At 67.5% G+C, this 16,844-nt stretch carries 16 protein-coding genes; 10 read left to right on the forward strand and 6 right to left on the reverse strand.

Annotated elements, in window-relative coordinates; all coding sequences use genetic code 11:
- The first annotated feature begins 31 nt into the window (after nucleotides 1–31).
- Genes tsaB through tsaD form a run of 3 tightly spaced genes read left to right on the forward strand, consistent with a single transcriptional unit; the run spans nucleotide 32 to nucleotide 2,261 of the window.
- Nucleotides 32–724 carry a tRNA (adenosine(37)-N6)-threonylcarbamoyltransferase complex dimerization subunit type 1 TsaB gene (tsaB, locus tag ACFC4D_RS08035; protein ID WP_376062190.1) on the forward strand — a complete coding sequence of 231 codons (693 nt, stop codon included), beginning with the start codon at nucleotides 32–34 and terminating at the stop codon, nucleotides 722–724.
- Nucleotides 721–1,233 carry a ribosomal protein S18-alanine N-acetyltransferase gene (rimI, locus tag ACFC4D_RS08040; protein ID WP_364640650.1) on the forward strand — a complete coding sequence of 171 codons (513 nt, stop codon included), beginning with the start codon at nucleotides 721–723 and terminating at the stop codon, nucleotides 1,231–1,233. The genes tsaB and rimI overlap by 4 nt, the downstream gene beginning before the upstream one ends.
- Complete coding sequence (tsaD, locus tag ACFC4D_RS08045; RefSeq protein WP_376062191.1) at nucleotides 1,230–2,261, forward strand: tRNA (adenosine(37)-N6)-threonylcarbamoyltransferase complex transferase subunit TsaD; 1,032 nt, start codon at nucleotides 1,230–1,232, stop codon at nucleotides 2,259–2,261. The genes rimI and tsaD overlap by 4 nt, the downstream gene beginning before the upstream one ends.
- Before the next feature lie 407 nt (nucleotides 2,262–2,668).
- On the opposite strand, the gene ACFC4D_RS08050 is transcribed toward tsaD, so the two are convergent.
- Nucleotides 2,669–4,147 carry an Hsp70 family protein gene (locus ACFC4D_RS08050; protein WP_376062192.1) on the reverse strand — a complete coding sequence of 493 codons (1,479 nt, stop codon included), beginning with the start codon at nucleotides 4,145–4,147 and terminating at the stop codon, nucleotides 2,669–2,671.
- A gap of 582 nt (nucleotides 4,148–4,729) precedes the next feature.
- On the opposite strand from ACFC4D_RS08050, the gene groES reads away from it, so the two are divergent.
- Together groES and groL are read left to right on the forward strand one after the other, a co-directional pair.
- Entirely contained in the window at nucleotides 4,730–5,032 is a 303-nt protein-coding gene (gene groES, locus ACFC4D_RS08055; RefSeq protein WP_067818842.1) for a co-chaperone GroES, read from the forward strand.
- 132 nt (nucleotides 5,033–5,164) lie between these two features.
- Nucleotides 5,165–6,772 (forward strand): chaperonin GroEL, encoded by a 1,608-nt coding sequence (groL, locus tag ACFC4D_RS08060; protein ID WP_364640641.1) that lies wholly within the window; start codon nucleotides 5,165–5,167, stop codon nucleotides 6,770–6,772.
- 278 nt (nucleotides 6,773–7,050) lie between these two features.
- Here the strand turns inward: groL and ACFC4D_RS08065 are convergent, their stop codons facing one another.
- The 3 genes from ACFC4D_RS08065 to ACFC4D_RS08075 form a co-directional block, all read right to left on the reverse strand.
- Nucleotides 7,051–7,362: a hypothetical protein gene (locus ACFC4D_RS08065; protein WP_375963293.1), complete on the reverse strand. Its 312-nt coding sequence runs from the start codon at nucleotides 7,360–7,362 to the stop codon at nucleotides 7,051–7,053.
- Between the two features lies 1 nt (nucleotide 7,363).
- Nucleotides 7,364–7,927, reverse strand: a complete 564-nt coding sequence (locus ACFC4D_RS08070) for a sigma-70 family RNA polymerase sigma factor (RefSeq protein ID WP_364640635.1) — start codon at nucleotides 7,925–7,927, stop codon at nucleotides 7,364–7,366.
- A 454-nt stretch (nucleotides 7,928–8,381) separates the two neighbouring features.
- Nucleotides 8,382–8,675, reverse strand: coding sequence for a WhiB family transcriptional regulator (locus tag ACFC4D_RS08075; RefSeq protein WP_067561966.1), 294 nt, complete (start codon nucleotides 8,673–8,675; stop codon nucleotides 8,382–8,384).
- A 610-nt stretch (nucleotides 8,676–9,285) separates the two neighbouring features.
- Between ACFC4D_RS08075 and ACFC4D_RS08080 the strand changes: the two genes are divergently transcribed.
- The 3 genes from ACFC4D_RS08080 (at nucleotide 9,286) to ACFC4D_RS08090 (ending at nucleotide 12,142) form a co-directional block, all read left to right on the forward strand.
- Nucleotides 9,286–10,275: a hypothetical protein gene (locus ACFC4D_RS08080; RefSeq protein WP_376062193.1), complete on the forward strand. Its 990-nt coding sequence runs from the start codon at nucleotides 9,286–9,288 to the stop codon at nucleotides 10,273–10,275.
- 156 nt (nucleotides 10,276–10,431) lie between these two features.
- Nucleotides 10,432–11,013, forward strand: a complete 582-nt coding sequence (locus tag ACFC4D_RS08085; protein ID WP_364640628.1) for a sigma-70 family RNA polymerase sigma factor — start codon at nucleotides 10,432–10,434, stop codon at nucleotides 11,011–11,013.
- Nucleotides 11,006–12,142 carry an anti-sigma-D factor RsdA gene (locus ACFC4D_RS08090; protein ID WP_375963298.1) on the forward strand — a complete coding sequence of 379 codons (1,137 nt, stop codon included), beginning with the start codon at nucleotides 11,006–11,008 and terminating at the stop codon, nucleotides 12,140–12,142. Before ACFC4D_RS08085 ends, ACFC4D_RS08090 begins: the two co-directional genes overlap by 8 nt.
- Nucleotides 12,143–12,269: 127 nt before the next feature.
- Here ACFC4D_RS08090 and ACFC4D_RS08095 read toward each other — a convergent pair whose 3' ends face one another.
- Nucleotides 12,270–12,683 carry a DUF5319 domain-containing protein gene (locus tag ACFC4D_RS08095; protein WP_067561879.1) on the reverse strand — a complete coding sequence of 138 codons (414 nt, stop codon included), beginning with the start codon at nucleotides 12,681–12,683 and terminating at the stop codon, nucleotides 12,270–12,272.
- A 276-nt stretch (nucleotides 12,684–12,959) separates the two neighbouring features.
- Here ACFC4D_RS08095 and guaB point away from each other — a divergent pair, with 276 nt between their 5' ends.
- Together guaB and ACFC4D_RS08105 are read left to right on the forward strand one after the other, a co-directional pair.
- Nucleotides 12,960–14,504, forward strand: coding sequence for an IMP dehydrogenase (guaB, locus tag ACFC4D_RS08100; RefSeq protein ID WP_364640620.1), 1,545 nt, complete (start codon nucleotides 12,960–12,962; stop codon nucleotides 14,502–14,504).
- A gap of 137 nt (nucleotides 14,505–14,641) precedes the next feature.
- Nucleotides 14,642–15,775 (forward strand): GuaB3 family IMP dehydrogenase-related protein, encoded by a 1,134-nt coding sequence (locus tag ACFC4D_RS08105; protein ID WP_375963302.1) that lies wholly within the window; start codon nucleotides 14,642–14,644, stop codon nucleotides 15,773–15,775.
- Nucleotides 15,776–15,855: 80 nt separating this feature from the next.
- Here ACFC4D_RS08105 and ACFC4D_RS08110 read toward each other — a convergent pair whose 3' ends face one another.
- Nucleotides 15,856–16,707, reverse strand: a complete 852-nt coding sequence (locus tag ACFC4D_RS08110; RefSeq protein WP_375963304.1) for an alpha/beta fold hydrolase — start codon at nucleotides 16,705–16,707, stop codon at nucleotides 15,856–15,858.
- Between the last annotated feature and the right edge of the window lie 137 nt (nucleotides 16,708–16,844).

Here is a 16,844-nt window from a genome sequence, read left to right on the forward strand (position 1 = left end):
GCCTCGACCACCCGGTATCGTTAGGCCAATCATGCTTGTACTGGCTGTTGACACCTCGACCCCTGCCGTCACGGCGGGACTGGTGGAACTCGAACCGGCGGACGAGGGCAACAACGCACCTCGCATCACCACGATCACCTCCCAGGTGACCGTGGACGCACGCGCGCACAACGAGGTGCTGACCCCGCAGATCCTGGCCTGCCTCGCCGAATCCGGCCGCACCAGAGCCGAGATCGACGCCGTCGTCGCCGGTATCGGACCCGGACCGTTCACCGGTCTGCGCGTCGGCATGGCTACCGCCGGCGCCTTCGCCGACGCGCTCGGCATACCGGTCTACGGCGTGTGCAGCCTCGACGCCATCGCCGCCGACACCGAGAGCTACCTGCGGGATCCGGCCGAACCGGTGGAACTGCTCGTCGTCACCGACGCTCGCCGCCGCGAGGTGTACTGGGCGCGCTACCGCGCCGAGGGTCGCGTCGAAGGTCCGGAAGTGAGCAAGCCCGCCGATCTCGATCCGGGCACCGCGACCGTCATCGCCGGATCCGCCTCGCACGTCGACTACTTCGATCTGCCCGTACTGCCGGTGGAAACCCCGTCACCGTCCGGGCTGGTGCGCATCGCCGCCCGCGACATCCTCGCCGGAGTCACCCCCGAACCACTGGTGCCGCTGTACCTGCGCCGCCCCGACGCGGTCGAGAAGAGCTATGCGCAGGTGGGCCGATGACCATCCGCATCGAACCGATGCGGCCGGCCGATGCCGTGCGCTGCGCCGAACTCGAACAGCTGCTCTTCCCGGAAGACGATCCGTGGCATGAGGTCTCGTTCCTGTCCGAGCTGGCCGCCTCACACAATCGGTACATCACCGCGCGCGACGCCGACGGCCGCATGATCGGCTACGCCGGAATCGCATTGCTGGGCACCGACGATCAGCCCGAAGCCGAAATCCACACCATCGGCGTCGACCCGGAACTGCATCGCGGCGGCGTCGGCACCCAACTGCTGCACGCCATGCTCGCCGAAGCCGGACGCCGCGGCGGACCGGTCTTCCTCGAGGTGCGCACCGACAACACCGCCGCCATCGCCCTGTACGAGAAGTACGGCTTCCACATCATCGGGCTGCGGAAGAACTACTACCAGCCCAGCGGCGCCGACGCGTACACCATGCGCAAGCCCGCCATGGCCGGGTACACCCAGGACGCCGGGTTCCCGGAGGACACAGAGGTCTTGTCATGATCGTCATGGGTATCGAGAGCTCCTGCGACGAAACGGGAGTCGGCATCGTGCGGCGACTGCCGGACGGCAGCTGCGAACTGCTCGCCGACGAGGTCGCCTCCAGCGTCGATCAGCACGCGCGGTTCGGCGGCGTGGTGCCCGAAATCGCCTCGCGCGCCCACCTTGAGGCCATCGTGCCCGCCATGCGCCGCGCGCTCGCCGCCGCCGATATCGAGAAGCCGGACGCGCTCGCCGTCACCATCGGACCCGGGCTCGCCGGTGCGCTGCTGGTCGGCGTCGCGGCCGCGAAAGCCTATGCGGCGGCGTGGGATATCCCGTTCTACGCGCTGAACCATCTGGGCGGGCATGTCGCCGTCGACACCCTGGAGCACGGGCCGATGCCGCCCGCCGTGGCACTGTTGGTCTCCGGCGGGCACACCCATCTGCTGAAGATCGACGATCTGGCCAAGCCCATAGTGGAACTCGGCAGCACCGTCGACGACGCCGCCGGGGAAGCCTTCGACAAGGTGGCGCGGCTGCTCGGCCTCGGCTACCCGGGTGGACCGGTGCTCGATGCCATTGCCGCCGAAGGCGATCCGCACGCCATCGCCTTCCCGCGCGGTATGACCGGACCCCGCGATCCGCGCTACGACTTCTCGTTCTCCGGACTGAAGACCGCGGTGGCGCGCTACGTCGAAGCCGCCCAGCGCGACGGCCGCGAACTCCCCATCCCGGATATCGCCGCCTCCTTCCAGGAAGCCGTCGCCGACGTCCTGACCATGAAAGCCGTTCGCGCCGTACAGGACAACGGCCTCGACACCCTGGTCCTCGGCGGTGGCGCGACGGCCAACTCCCGCATCCGCTCGCTGGCCGAGGAACGCTGCACCGCGGCGGGCATCACCCTGCGCGTCCCCAAACCCCGCCTGTGCACCGATAACGGCGTCATGATCGCCACCCTCGGCGCCCACGTAATCGCGGGCGGCGCAACCCCTTCCGCACTCACCGTCGCCACCGACCCGGGCCTGCCCGTCTCCACCAGCCAACTCTGAGCGGGAAATCCCGCGGGGAGGGCGAACGCTCACCAGGGCCACGGCGCGGTCGACAGCACCGACAGCGCGAGGCTGGCCGCCGCCATCAGCCCGAGCATCACATTCTTGACCCGCGTGTTCCTGACCCGCATCACCACTCCCATCCCCGGGGGACCTGTTCCCCGCAGCGACGCTAGTGGCGCGCGAATTCGCCCTCCAGCCAGAGCTTTCCGCGCCCCGAGAAACCGGGGCGAGATTCACCCCGGTGGCAGGGACGGCGATTCGCCACGCCGATAGCCGTCAGGAATTGCAACGGGTCGGGTGATCGGGGCGATGAGAGGGTTATGGGTCGCACCGAATTCGCTCGCATCGCGAATTGCGGGCCGCGTGAATTGCGAGCCACCCAAATTGGGTGGGTGGCGCGGCGGCTAATCGGTGGGGCGAATCAGGGTGGTGGTGCCGGAGGAACCGGAATTATTGCGGGGCAGACCCGGAGTGGTGGAACCGGGAGTGCTTGTCGGATTGGTCGGCTCGACCAGATCCGAGGGCGGCAGGCTGGTGCCCAGCAGCGGTCCCAGCAGGCGGGGGAGATCCGAGGGGAAGGGAATCTGGGGTAGGCCCGGATCGGGACGCAGCGGCGGCTGGGCGATGCTGGTCGCGGGGGTGGGGACCGTACTCGGGGTGGCACCGGACTGACCCGGAGTGGGGGTCGTCGCGGGCGTGCTGCGATGCGAGGGGCTCTGATTGGCGGGCGCGGGTGCGCCGGAAGTGGGGCCGCTCGGCGGCGTGGTGGAGAGCACCGGCTGCTGCACGCCGGTGGTGCTGGGCGAGTAATTGGTGCCCTGCGGTTCGGGGACGAGCTCTTTGACGCCGTAGCCGATGATCAGCCCGACCACGACGATCGCGCCAGCGAGGGTGCCCGCCAGCTTGGTGAAGGTGCCCAGCGGCGCGTCCGAACCGCGGCTGATCACCGGGAAGGTGCTCGGCGTCGCCGAATCCGCCACCAGCGCCGCGCCTTTGGCGATCGCGGCCTCGGGTTCGGGCACGGTGAGCACCGGAACGTCCAGTTGATGCTGCAGATTCGCCAGTACCGCGGGGGTATTCGCGCCGCCGCCGATGACGGCCACCACCTCGGGGAATTTCGGGGCCCGCGCGAAGACGGCGCGCGCGAACACGGCCAGCTCGCGCATGAGATCCGAGACCAGCTCGTCGAAGTCCACCCTGGTCAGCTTGAGCGGTTGCCCGGCCACATGGTCGATGGTCACCGCGGGCGCGATGGACAGATGCTCCTTGGCCGCGCGCGACCGATTGAGCAGCATGCCCCGATTCGGGCGGGTGCCGCGCCGGGCCAGGTGGCAGTCCAGCAGATGCTGCAGGATCAGCTCGTCCACGGCATTGCCGCTGACGGTTCCGGTGCGCTCGGAGCGCAACACGGTGTCGTCGGCGTGATCGGCAACGGTGACCGTGGTTCCGGTGGCGCCCAGATCGAGGACGGCGACCGTTTGGTAGCGGTCCAGTAGACCGGTATGCCGCAGAAAGGTCAGTGCCGCTGTGCTTTCGGGGATGAGACGCACATCCCGGCGCTGCCGGCCGATGGCCGAACGGATGATCTGAGCCTGTTCCCGGTCCCGGTAGGCGACCGCGATATCACCGGGCGCGCCCGGCGCCGCGTAATTGTGCGCCGCAGCCAGCGCGGCCGGGTGGGTGCCTACGGGATGCACTGTCTCGCGGGGGATCTGGGTGGTCATCAACTCGATGGAGGAGGCCACCAGATCGCCGAGATCGCTGTGGGCCGTATCCGCGGTGACGACTCGATAGTCGAAGTTCTGCAGACCGTTCGGGGTGGTGGCGACCGTCGCCGAGCACACCACCTCGCTCCCGGCGGAGATGCCGAGGGATGTTCGCATTTTCACCTCCCTTCGAGCGGATGGTCCTGGTGTAGACGACCATCTCGAACGGACTCCGACACCGTCACGTTGATGACGGACGATCCGGAGCTACGGATCCGGCGGGGCCCTTGTCCGATGGGGCGTCGGGACCAGCCAGCGATCACTTGCGGTAAGGCTCTCGTCTCAGCTCTGCGCGGTTTCGCGCGCAGTGGGGTGAAGCAAAGCAACTGTGTAACTGTGTTCGACCGGTGTCGTGACGGACTTGATGCGGCCCTGCCACGCGGCCGTCGTCAATGGTGTCACAATCCGTTATCCGAACGTTACAGATTTTCGTATTTCTTTGGAAGCCCTCAGATTCCCCGGCCGTTCCACTCGGCGTGTCGTATTGCCTGCGAGGATGGCGATGCGTCGGCCACGGCCGATAGCAGAGCCTGGCCTTGAGCGCTGGCACTCCCGTGTATAGAGTGCTAGGTGGCACTGGGTCATGGTCCCGGCACCCGCGACGACGGGGCTTATGCGCAGCGTCAGCAAACGTGACCGAAACCGTGAGCCCGGGGAACCGCCCCGGGCGCGAAGACCCTGAAAAGTGGAGGGCTCAACGTGGCGAGCGTGAACATCAAGCCGCTCGAGGACAAGATCCTCGTCCAGGCCAACGAGGCCGAGACGACGACCGCCTCCGGCCTGGTCATCCCCGACACGGCGAAGGAGAAGCCCCAGGAGGGCACCGTCATCGCCGTCGGCCCCGGCCGCTGGGACGAAGATGGCGAGAAGCGGATCCCGCTGGACGTCAAGGAAGGCGACGTCGTCATCTACAGCAAGTACGGCGGCACCGAGATCAAGTACAACGGTGGCGAGTACCTGATCCTGTCGGCGCGCGACCTGCTGGCCGTCGTCACCAAGTAACGCCAAAACCGGGGCCTCACAGGGGCTTCGCCCCCGAAACCCCCGGCTACACCGCCCCGGCGTCGCGCTTAACAGCTACCGACCCGGGGCGGAGTGCGTTCTCCCCCAACCACTTCAGGAGTAGGTACACACATGCCAAAGCAGATCGAGTTCGACGAGAAGGCTCGTCGCGCCATGGAGCGTGGCGTCGACAAGCTCGCCGACGCCGTGAAGGTCACCCTGGGCCCGCGCGGCCGGCACGTGGTGCTGGCCAAGTCCTTCGGCGGACCGACCGTCACCAATGACGGTGTGACCATCGCCCGCGACATCGATCTCGAGGACCCGTTCGAGAACCTGGGCGCGCAGCTGGTCAAGAGCGTCGCCACCAAGACCAACGATGTCGCCGGCGACGGCACCACCACCGCCACCGTGCTGGCGCAGGCGCTCATCAAGGGCGGCCTGAAGAACATCGCCGCGGGCGCCAACCCGATGACCCTGGGCAAGGGCATGAGCAAGGCCGCCGACGCGGTCACCGCCGCCCTGCAGGCCGCCGCCACCCCGGTCGACGGCGAGAAGGCCATCGCCCAGGTTGCCACCGTGTCCTCGCGTGACGAGGAGATCGGCGCGCTGGTCGGCAAGGCGCTCACCACCGTCGGCAAGGACGGCGTGGTCACCATCGAGGAGTCCTCCTCGACCCAGACCGAGCTGGCCATCACCGAGGGCGTGCAGTTCGACAAGGGCTACCAGTCCCCGTATTTCGTCACCGATCCCGAGACCCAGCAGGCCGTCCTGGAGGATGCCTGGATCCTGCTGAACCGCGAGAAGATCAGCTCGCTGCCGGATCTGCTGCCGCTGCTGGAGAAGATCGCCGAATCCGGTAAGCCGGTCGTGCTGATCGCCGAGGACATCGAGGGCGAGGCGCTGTCCACCCTGGTGGTCAACGCGATTCGCAAGACCCTCAAGGCCGTTGCCGTGAAGGCCCCGTTCTTCGGTGACCGCCGCAAGGCGTTCCTGGACGATCTGGCCATCGTCACCGGCGGCACCGTGATCAACCCGGATCTGGGCATCACGCTGCGCGAGGCGGGCCTCGAGGTGCTGGGCAAGGCCCGTCGCGTCGTGGTCACCAAGGACGAGACCACCATCGTCGAGGGCGCGGGCACCGCCGACGCCATCCAGGCCCGGGTCGCGCAGCTGCGCAAGGAGATCGAGAACACCGATTCCGACTGGGATCGCGAGAAGCTGGAAGAGCGCCTGGCCAAGCTGGCCGGCGGCGTCGCCGTCATCAAGGTCGGCGCGGCCACCGAGACCGAGCTCAAGGAGCGCAAGTACCGCGTCGAGGACGCGGTCTCCTCCGCCAAGGCCGCGGTCGCCGAGGGCATCGTCCCCGGCGGCGGCACCGCCCTGGTGCAGGCTGCCGCGCAGCTGGCCGACCTGAAGGCGTCGCTGACCGGTGACGAGGCGGTCGGCGTCGAGGTCGTGCGCGCCGCGCTGCTGGCCCCGCTGTTCTGGATCGCCAGCAACGCGGGCGTCGACGGCGCGGTCGTGGTCTCCAAGGTCACCGATGGCAAGGACGGCTTCAACGCCGCCACCCTGACCTACGGCGACCTGGTCGCGGAGGGTGTCATCGATCCGGTCAAGGTGACCCGCTCCGCGGTCGAGAACGCCATCTCGGTCGCCCGCATGGTCCTGACCACCGAGTCCGCCATCGTGGAGAAGCCGGCCGAGGAGCCGGCCGACGCCCACCACGGCCACTCGCACTGAAAGTGACCGCCGCACTTCGCGGTTGAGCACGGACCGAGGCCCCCGGACACGAACTGTGTCCGGGGGCCTTGTCATTGGCTGATGCCCCGGCTCGCTGCCGGACGCTCGATGCTGTGCCGATGCCCCGCGTAGCGGGGTTCGTCGTCGTATAACGCGACGAGGCCCCCGGACGGGTGTCCGGGGGCCTCGCGGGAGCATGAAGATTTCACGCGGGAAGGGCGGAGCGGTCCGGGGTGGGAACGGACTGGGCGGATGCCCTGGATTGCGGAGCGAACGGGCTAGTCGCGAATCGCGCGGCTGCGGCCGTTGGCGGGGTGGATCGCGGGGCGATTGTGGTGGATTGCGGTCGGTGGCGCCTGGTCTGCTGCTACGGCTGCGAGAAGGCGTTCGCGGAGTGCGGGCGGGGGCGGTGTGGCCGCCGTGTCCGCCAGCTGGGCGAGGGCCTCTCGGGTGTGCTGCACTTCCTGGGTGAAGGCCGCGCGCAGTACCGGATCGTCGGTATCCAGTAATTCCCGCACCGCGCGCTGATCTTCGTCGCCGATCGATCCCAGCGCGACAGTGTGCGCGAGATCGATCTGGCTTTCGTTCATCTCACGTCACTCCCAAACTTTTCTTGAGTCGTGTCAGTCCATCCCGAATACGGGACTTAACGGTAGGTAACCCTACGCCCAGATAGGCTGCCACCTCGGCATATGTGCGTCCGCCGAAGTAGGCGAGCGAAATGGCTTCCCGCTGGGTCTCGGTCAGAGTGGCCAGCCCCTGCAGCACCGCCTGCTGTTCGAGCCGTCGACCCACCTCTTCGGTGACCTCGTCGAATTCGTTACCCAAAGTACTGGTGCCGTAAGCGACTTCGCGTTGCGCGTGCGCCTGTTCGGCCCGCACGCGGTCGACCGCGCGGCGATGCGCCAGCGTCATGAGCCAGGTGACCGCGGAACCCTTGGCCGGATCGAAATTGGCCGCGGTGCGCCAGATCTGGAGGTACACCTCCTGAGTGGTCTCCTCCGCATACCCCGGATCGTGTAGCACCCGTAGGACCAGCCCGAACACCCGAGCGCAGGTGCGGTCGTAGAGCTCGGCGAATGCCGGCTCGTCGGACTGCCCGCAGCGCTGTAGAAGTGCGGCTAGTTCGAGGCTTTCGGCTGCGCGCGCCGTCATCGCAGAGTCGGCTGACGCCGTCCGCCCGTCCCTGGAACTCTGGAACGAGTCGCCCTCTGCGGCCGGCGGCCGCGCTGTCACAACGCTCCGTTCTGTGTCATCGGCCACGAGGGTAGCCTGCCGCTATAACCTCCTTTCGCGTGGGGGTATCGGCTAAAACGGTTGGCGCGCAGCGGTTTTCCGTTTTGTCCCGACTCGCCCAAACCTGCTTGATCGCAGGACACGCGAAGACGCGCCGGAGCATTTGAGAATCGCCGAAGCTTTGCCAGTCACAACCGCCTCCGGCTGTACCAGTGGCCGGTTGTTTGCTAGGCATTCGGCACGCCGCGCCGCGCGGATGGGAAAATTTCTGAACTCACACCCGGCGTGTGCAGCGGTAACGAGGTCGCACGCCTCGTGCGCATCGCTGGTGCACAGCCGTCACAGGAGTGCTCGCGGCACTCGGCCGCGGGGTCTAGGCGACCGCCCGGCGGCGATTGCGGCGCGCGTGCATCTCACGCTCGGTCTCGGACATTCCGCCCCAGATTCCGTAGGGCTCACTGACCTTCAGGGCGTGCGAACGGCACTGCAGCAGGACGGGGCAGGACCGGCAGACTTCCTTGGCGCGCATTTCGCGCTGGGCGCGCGCCCGGCCACGTTCGCCGTCAGGATGGAAGAACACCGACGAATCCTGTCCGCGGCAGGACCCGCGCATCTGCCAGTCCCAGACATCGGCGTTCGGACCAGGGAGGTGGGTTGGCATGGGCATGGTGAACTCCTCTTGGTGCGAGCTCGTCGGCATTGTCGAGCGGTGCTGGTGGCAAACAGTGGGCCGCATCACCGGGTCCCGGCGATCGCACTCCGCAGGGGCCGTAATTTCACACGGCGCCAACGGCGGCGATGTCGTACGTTAGGTCGGAGAATGAATTCGCGTCAATAGTCCGATCCATCCGGATTCAAATACCAGTGCATTAGAGAATTAACATCGTAGCTATTTACAAAGTAGGGCCACTGTGGTGATACTGATCGGTTGCCCAGTAGCCCGGCCATGCTTCGATAGCCGATGTGACTCGTCAAAATGCCTGATAGGGCGTGCTTTTCCTACGGTAATCCACTCGGCCCCGGCTATGCCCGCATCGGGATCAGCGTGATCTCAGCCATTGCGTCACGCGCATCGACTGCGACCGAGATGGCCACTTCGCGGCGCTCAGGTTAATAACGCGAAACGCCATACGAATTCCTTACGGGCGTGCTAGGCGATAGCGAGCACAGATTTACGGAGTGGAAACACAAAGGCATTGATGAATGCTGAGAGGTAGCTGCACTTCTGTGCTATGTCAGCCCAACGCAACTCCGGCGGCACTGGTTACAGTGCGGCAGTGCCTGTGCTCGAAGTGAACTCACTACTGGCCGATACCGCGTTCGGCGGTACGCCCGCCCGCGCTGCTATCGGATTGCCCGCTCCCGCCGACGCCACCGAGAGTTGGCTGCGCGCGGTCGCGCTCGGCGGTGCGGGGCATTACGCCGCCGCGCGCGCCGAACTCCGCCGCGTCCGCGTGTCGGCCACCGATCCGGTGTTGCGCTCACTCACGCACAGCCTCGAGGGCTCACTGCTGCGCCAGCTCGGCTGGCATGCCCGCGCCGCCGTCGCCGACGGCCGCGCCGCCGCCCTGGTGCTGTCCGCGTCCCCCGCCGCCGGGCGCGCCGAAAACCACGACACGCCCGCGCGGATCATCCTCGAGTCGGATATCGCCCGCGCCGAAGCGGTTTGCGATGCGTTGACCGGTCTGGCCGCGGACGCCCTCGGCACCGCGCGTCCCGAGCTCGCCGCCCGGCTGCTGCGGCGTTGCCGAGACCGGCTCGAAAGCCTTTCGGGTGAACTCGAAACGCGGTCGCGGAATCCGGAAACCCTGTGGCGACAGCGCATTCGCCTGCACTGGGTGTCCGCCGAGACCGCGCTGTCGGCCCCCGGCGCCGGTTTGATCTCCGCACCCGAAAGCATCGAAGACGGTCCCGGCATCGCGAACCCTCGATCCGATGCCTCGGATCCGGCTCTCGCACATGCCGAGACCGCGCTCGCCCTGGCTGAACAGGCACCCTCGCAACGGCATCGGGTGAAATCCCGGTTATTGCTGGCCGCCGCCAGTGCCGCCGCCGGCGACCTCGATCGATCCCGCGCCCTCGCGGCCCAGGTCGATACGCAGACGCGGGAATTCGAACTGCTGCCGCTGCGCTGGGCCTGCGCCATGCTGCGCGCGGGTATCGATCCCGAATCCGGCGGCGCCGCAGCGGCTTCCGAGTGCGAGCGATTGCTGATATTTCGCGGAGGTCGATTCCGTTCGGCGAGCGACACTCTCGCCCGTCCCTGAGCGGTCCCCGAGAGCTCCCTGAGTCGTCCCCGAGACTGACCCCGTAACGGCTGACTCGAATACGTCAGCCGCTATTGTTGGACCGTTCCGCCCCTCCGCGGAAGCACCGGTCTTCCAGCCACGGTGCCACTCGTAACGCCAGGAACAGCTCTGACGATGAACAACGCGGGTGAGGAGTTGGACCCAGCTGTCGTCGCTGCCGCAGCGCAGGGCGACCGGTCCGCTCTAGCCCAGGTACTGGAGAGCATCCGCCCCTTGGTGGTGCGGTATTGCCGTGCGCGCATCGGGTCGGCCGAACGAGGTCAGCTCTCCGCCGACGATGTGGCGCAGGAGGTTTGTCTGGCCGTCATGACAGCCCTGCCGCGTTATCAGGACCAGGGCAGACCGTTCATGGCTTTCGTGTATGGAATCGCCTCCCACAAAGTCGCCGACGCTCATCGCAATGCCGCCCGTAACAAAGCGGATGCCATGGCCGAAGTACCGGATGTCATATCCACCGACCAGGGGCCGGAACAGCGGGCTCTCGAATCGGAGACGAGCCGGCAGATGAACTCTCTGCTGGCGACGCTTCCGGAGAAGCATCGAGAGATCCTCATCCTGCGCTTGGTCATGGGTTTGTCAGCCGAAGAAACCGCAGTTGCCGTGGGCAGTACGGCAGGTGCTATACGAGTGGCCCAGCATCGGGCGCTCGCGAAACTCAAGTCTCAAGTGGCGAGGGCAGGTGAAATGTATGGCTAGGGATGGCGAGCGCGGTCGGGGCGACTGGAAGCGGCTTGGATCGCAAGACAGCGGTCCCTACGCCGAGGCGTCCGGTGACACCGGGCCGGTGGATATCGCGGCTGTACGCCGTGACGACGCGCTGATCGATGCCATCTCCGGCGACGGTCCCGTGCAGACGGGCACCACGGAGGAGTATCAACTCGCGGCGTTGCTCGCGAATTGGCGCGCGGAGATTCTGGACGAGCCGATGCCGGCCGGACCGGATCTGGACACCATCGTTGCCGCGGTCAATCAGGAGATCGGCGCCCGGGACGCGCGCATCGGCGCACAGTCGGGCGGGCGACTACGGCTACTGCGACCCATTCTGGGGTCGGCCGCCGCTCTCGCGCTGATCATCGGCGGGCTGTCGGCCTTCTCGTACAACGCGAATCCGGGTGATCCGCTGTGGCGGGTCAAGGAGGTCGTGTTCAGCGAGCAGGCGCAGAGCACGGTGGTCTCGCGTGCCGACAGCGATTTGGCGCAGGCTCAGGATCTGATCAATCAGAACAAGCCGGAGCAGGCCAAGGCGTTGCTGGAGCGGGCGTCGGCGAATGTCAGCCAGGTCAACGACAACGGCAAGAAGGACGATCTGCAGGATCGCTGGCAGCAGGTGGTTGCCTCGCTGTCCAAGATCAACCCGGATCTCGCCACCTCGTTGATGCCGACGCCGACGGGTAAGCCGCCGGTCACCAGTCAACCCGCGGTGACGCTTCCGGGCGCCACCGTGGCGCCGACGACGGTGCCGGGCAGCACCGGCGGTGGCAGCACCGAGCCGACGATCGATCCGCGCATCAGCGGCACCGAGCCGGGTACCGGGGGACCGTCCACGGGCGGTCCGACCACCCTGCCGGCCACGCCGCCGGTGACGCTGCCGTCCCAACCGGCGACCGAGCCCACCGATCCGGCCACCCCGCCGGGCGGCGGCGCGCCGACCACCACCGCGGGATTGCCGACGGGGGCCCCTCCGGCCACCACGGCGCCCGCGGGCGGTCAGCAGCCGGTCACCCAGCCTCCGGTGGAGAAGCCCGTGTCACAGGTGCCCGTGCCGCCGACGCAGGTGCCCACGCAGGCTCCGGTCATTCCGCCGCTGTCGGGCGGTCCGCGGTGAGTACGGTGTGCTGCCGAGTGAGCCGGGAAGAGCTACAGGCATAAATGAATGGCCGACCCAGATGGAGTCGGCTTTCTCGTACCGGAAAGGGCCTGCGTTCCATTGGAACGCAGGCCCTTTCGCCGTACTAGATGTCGAAGCCGTCGAAGCCGTCGCCGTGCAGCGCCTCGTTCATCGAGGCATCGGCGTAGCCGCGGCAGTAATCCCAGGTGACGTACGCCTCGGGAGTGGGGTCGTAGGCGGGTTCATGGGGGCGCACCGTGCCGTCCACCAGTAGCTGGAGGAGGTTGGCGCGCAACATATCCCAATCGTGGTAATGGTCCTGCCGGCAGTCCTCGCAGCTGACCACGAGTCCGCGGATTCCGCGGTGGGCCAGCAATGCCTCATATACCGCGAGGTCGGCGAGATCCTCTTCGACCGCTAGGCGCTCGTGAGGATCCAGCGGCTCCCCCGGCTCGATGGCATCGAGCGCGGCCGACGGGTCGGAGGGATCTCCGGCGAATGGATCCGGCGGCAAGCCAGGTGGTAGATGGTCACGCACAGTCCCACGGTACGCAGAAAGAGGGGGTCTGCGCCAGCGCTGTTAAGTATTTGCCCTCAGTTGTCTGGTGTCGAAACACACACCGGGCATTCTGGGACATCACTCTGCCCGGTTCCGGGACATCGCAGCGGCCGGGCGTGGCTGCCGATTGGAATTGTGCGCCGGATACCATGGTTGACCAAAGGCCGGGTGGCAAACACCGGCATTGTCATTCATCCAGTCGTCCGCCGGGATTCGGCGGGGGGACTGTGCCGAGCTCCAGGAGGGGTCGATCCGATGAGCAGTCCCGTTACGGGCGAACGAAACGCCGGCCGCCCTCATACGGGCGGAGACGATCCGAACAAGGTCGCGATGCTCGGCCTCACCTTCGATGATGTGCTGCTGCTGCCCGCCGCCTCGGATCTGATTCCGAGCGCGGTGGACACCTCGAGCCGTCTCACGCGGGAAATCTCACTGCGCACGCCGCTGGTGAGCTCCGCCATGGATACCGTCACCGAGGCGCGGATGGCCATCGCCATGGCGCGTGCGGGCGGAATGGGTGTGCTGCACCGCAATCTGTCGGTGCAGGCGCAGGCGGCGCAGGCCGAGACCGTGAAGCGGTCCGAGGCGGGCATGGTGACCGATCCGGTCACCTGTCGTCCCACCGATACGCTCGGCGAGGTCGACGCCATGTGCGCGCGCTACCGCATCTCCGGTCTGCCGGTGGTGGATGACGCGGGCCAGCTGGTCGGCATCATCACCAATCGCGATATGCGCTTCGAGGTGGATCAGAACCGGCCGGTCGCCGAGATCATGACCAAGGCCCCGCTGATCACCGCCCAGGAGGGTGTCACCGCCGAGGCCGCGCTGGGCCTGCTGCGCCGCCACAAGGTGGAGAAGCTGCCCATCGTGGACGGAAATGGCAAGCTGCGCGGGCTGATCACCGTCAAGGACTTCGTCAAGACCGAGCAGTACCCGAACGCCACCAAGGACCGCGACGGCCGCCTGCTGGTCGGTGCCGCGGTCGGTGTCGGCGAGGACGCCTGGACGCGCGCCATGACCCTGGCCGATGTCGGTGTCGACGTGCTGGTGGTCGATACCGCGCACGGGCATCAGGCGGGCGTGCTGCAGATGGTCGCCAAGGTCAAGGCCGAGGTCGGTGACCGGGTGCAGATCATCGGCGGCAATGTCGCCACGCGCGCAGGCGCTTTGGCGCTGGTCGAGGCCGGGGTGGACGCGGTGAAGGTGGGTGTGGGCCCCGGCTCCATCTGCACCACGCGTGTCGTCGCCGGTGTCGGCGCGCCGCAGATCACCGCGATTCTCGAGGCCACCGCCGCGTGCGCGCCGCACGGCGTGCCGGTCATCGCCGACGGCGGTGTGCAGTACTCCGGTGATATCGCCAAGGCGATCGCCGCGGGCGCGGGCACGGTCATGCTGGGTTCGCTGCTGGCGGGCACCGCCGAATCCCCGGGTGAGCTGATCCTGGTGGGCGGCAAGCAGTTCAAGAGCTACCGCGGTATGGGTTCGCTCGGCGCCATGCAGGGTCGCGGCGAGGCCAAGTCGTACTCCAAGGACCGCTACTTCCAGGACGATGTGCTGTCCGAGAAGAAGCTGGTGCCCGAGGGCATCGAGGGCCGGGTGCCGTTCCGCGGACCGCTGGACCAGGTGATCCACCAGCTGGTGGGTGGCCTGCGCGCCGCCATGGGTTATACGGGCGCACAGACGATTCCGGATCTGCAGGCGGCGCAGTTCGTTCAGATCACGGCGGCGGGCCTGAAGGAATCGCACCCGCACGACATCACCATGACCGTCGAGGCCCCCAACTACACCACCCGAGCGTGATTGCCGCGCTCTCTTCGCACGTCGCCCCGGTTTCCCGCCGGGGCTTTCGTGCGGAGAGGGCGGTGTGCGGCGCCGTTCGGCGTGACCTTCGCCGAAGTGCTTCGGCGGCAATCGGATACAGAGAGGACTGACTCGCTATGCGCGATATGGTCGAGATCGGCATGGGCCGGACCGCCCGGCGCACCTACGAACTGGACGATATCGACATCGTGCCGTCCCGGCGGACTCGTTCGTCGAAGCAGGTGTCCGTCGCGTGGCAGCTCGATGCCTACCGCTTCGAGATTCCGTTCCTGGCGCATCCGACCGATGCGCTGGTGTCTCCGCGCTTCGCCATCGAGCTGGGCAAGGCCGGCGGCCTGGGCGTCATCAACGGTGAGGGCCTGTGGGCCCGGCACGCCGATGTCGAGGCCAAGATCCAGCAGCTCGCCGAGGTGGCCGAGAAGGAGGGCACCGAGGCCGCGGTGCAGCTGCTGCAGCAGTTGCACGCCGCGCCGATGCAGCCCGAACTGCTCGCCGCCGCGGTCGCCGAGGTGCGCGGTGCCGGTGTCACCACCGCGGTGCGGGTCAGCCCGCAGAACGCGCGCGCGCTCACCCCGAGCCTGGTGCAGGCCGGAATCGACCTGCTGGTCGTGCACGGCACCATCATCTCCGCCGAGCATGTCGGCGATGGTGAGCCGCTGAACCTCAAGACCTTCATCGCCGAACTGGATGTGCCGGTGGTCGCGGGCGGCGTGAGCGATCACCGCACCGCGCTGCACCTGATGCGCACCGGTGCGGCCGGTGTCATCGTGGGCTACGGCTCCCTGCAGGGCGCGACGACCACCAATGAGGTGCTCGGCATTCGGGTTCCGATGGCGACCGCCATCGCCGATGCCGCCGCCGCGCGCCGGGATTACCTGGACGAGACCGGTGGCCGCTACGTGCATGTCATCGCCGACGGTGAGACGCTGACCTCCGGCCATATCGCCAAGGCCATCGCCTGCGGTGCGGACGCGGTCATGCTCGGTGTGCCGCTGTCGCTGGCCCAGGAGGCCCCCGGTGCGGGCTGGTACTGGCCGTCCGCCGCCGCGCATCCCTCCGTGCCGCGTGGCGCGCTGCTGCCCTACGCCATCGACGAGGAGCGTGTCCCGCTGTCCCAGGTCCTGGACGGCCCGTCCAACGACCCCTTCGGTTCGCTGAATCTCGTTGGCGGCCTGCGCCGTGCGATGGCCAAGACCGGCTATTCGGACCTCAAGGAGTTCCAGAAGGTCGGCCTCAATATTCGCGCCTGAGTAGAGCTTTGAAGCTTCGCCCCCGGTCCGCGTATTCGCGGGTCGGGGGCGAAGTCGTTTCCGGGAGTCGAAATCCCTTGTCAGCGGGGCGTTTTGCGGGGGATGGGTACTTCGCCGGTGCGGACTCGGGGGGAGGAGAGGGGGCGGGGGGTGATGTGTTCGCGCAGGAAATCCTGGATGGCGGAGTTGACGGCTGCCGGATGGGTCATGTTGACGGTGCGGTGGCCGCCGTCGAGTTCGAGGTAGTGGGCCGTCGGGAGGCGGTCGGCCAGGGTGCGGGCGTGCGAGCGCGGGATACCGCTGCGGGTGGGGTGGATAACCAGTGTGGGGCAGGTGATTTCGGTTAGTCGGTCCAGGACCGAGTCGCGGCTGAGTAGGGCTCCCGCGGCGATCTCGGTGGCGTGCGGGTCGCGGGCGAGCCAGTGCCGCACCCAGACCGAGCGATACCACCTGTCATCGCCGATGAGTGAGCGCGCCAGATGATCGGCCAGGGCCGCGCGGGAGGCGTCGTCCTGCCATTTGTCCAGGAACTTGCGGGCATTGTCGAGTTCGGTGGCGGTGGGCTCATGCGCCTCGGCGCTGACGAGCACCAGGGCGGAGACGCGTTCGGGGGCCAGCAGGGCGGTGCGCAGCGCGATGAAGCCGCCCTGCGAAATCCCGCCCAGCACGGCCCTTTCCACGCCTAGCTGATCCAGTACGGAGAGCGCGTCGCGGGCGCAGGTCCAATACGTGAACGGCAGACCCTCGTCGCGAGTGTCGCCGTGGCCGCGGGCATCCCATGTGACCAATCGGAATTCCGGTGTCAACGCCGCCTTTTGCGACGCGAACATCGTTCTGTCCATGAGGAATTCGTGCCCGAGAAGCAGTACCGGACCCTCGCCCCCGCTGTCCTCGTAGTGGATCTCTGCATCGATCGCACGGGCGAATGGCACGAGATAGAGGATAGCCAGACGCTCTGACAAAAACGGTCGCTTTGTACGCGGCCGGTGCCGCACGGCCCGCGACCCGGGACAGGAGTGCCCGGAAGTTCGAGGCCGGAAGGCCCTTGCGCCGTCGAAAACGACCCCTC

Source organism: Nocardia sp. NPDC056000 (genome assembly GCF_042269265.1).
In the GTDB taxonomy this organism is placed as follows: domain Bacteria; phylum Actinomycetota; class Actinomycetes; order Mycobacteriales; family Mycobacteriaceae; genus Nocardia.

Bases quoted from the DNA above. Each gene is read 5' to 3' on its own strand.
- ACFC4D_RS08105 (WP_375963302.1), top strand. From the start codon at position 14,642: ATGCGCGATATGGTCGAGATCGGCATGGGCCGGACCGCCCGGCGCACC.
- guaB (WP_364640620.1), top strand. From the start codon at position 12,960: ATGAGCAGTCCCGTTACGGGCGAACGAAACGCCGGCCGCCCTCATACG.
- ACFC4D_RS08090 (WP_375963298.1), top strand. From the start codon at position 11,006: ATGGCTAGGGATGGCGAGCGCGGTCGGGGCGACTGGAAGCGGCTTGGA.
- ACFC4D_RS08050 (WP_376062192.1), bottom strand. From the start codon at position 4,147: ATGCGAACATCCCTCGGCATCTCCGCCGGGAGCGAGGTGGTGTGCTCG.
- rimI (WP_364640650.1), top strand. From the start codon at position 721: ATGACCATCCGCATCGAACCGATGCGGCCGGCCGATGCCGTGCGCTGC.
- ACFC4D_RS08075 (WP_067561966.1), bottom strand. From the start codon at position 8,675: ATGCCCATGCCAACCCACCTCCCTGGTCCGAACGCCGATGTCTGGGAC.
- ACFC4D_RS08085 (WP_364640628.1), top strand. From the start codon at position 10,432: ATGAACAACGCGGGTGAGGAGTTGGACCCAGCTGTCGTCGCTGCCGCA.
- tsaD (WP_376062191.1), top strand. From the start codon at position 1,230: ATGATCGTCATGGGTATCGAGAGCTCCTGCGACGAAACGGGAGTCGGC.
- tsaB (WP_376062190.1), top strand. From the start codon at position 32: ATGCTTGTACTGGCTGTTGACACCTCGACCCCTGCCGTCACGGCGGGA.
- ACFC4D_RS08070 (WP_364640635.1), bottom strand. From the start codon at position 7,927: ATGACGGCGCGCGCAGCCGAAAGCCTCGAACTAGCCGCACTTCTACAG.
- ACFC4D_RS08065 (WP_375963293.1), bottom strand. From the start codon at position 7,362: ATGAACGAAAGCCAGATCGATCTCGCGCACACTGTCGCGCTGGGATCG.
- groL (WP_364640641.1), top strand. From the start codon at position 5,165: ATGCCAAAGCAGATCGAGTTCGACGAGAAGGCTCGTCGCGCCATGGAG.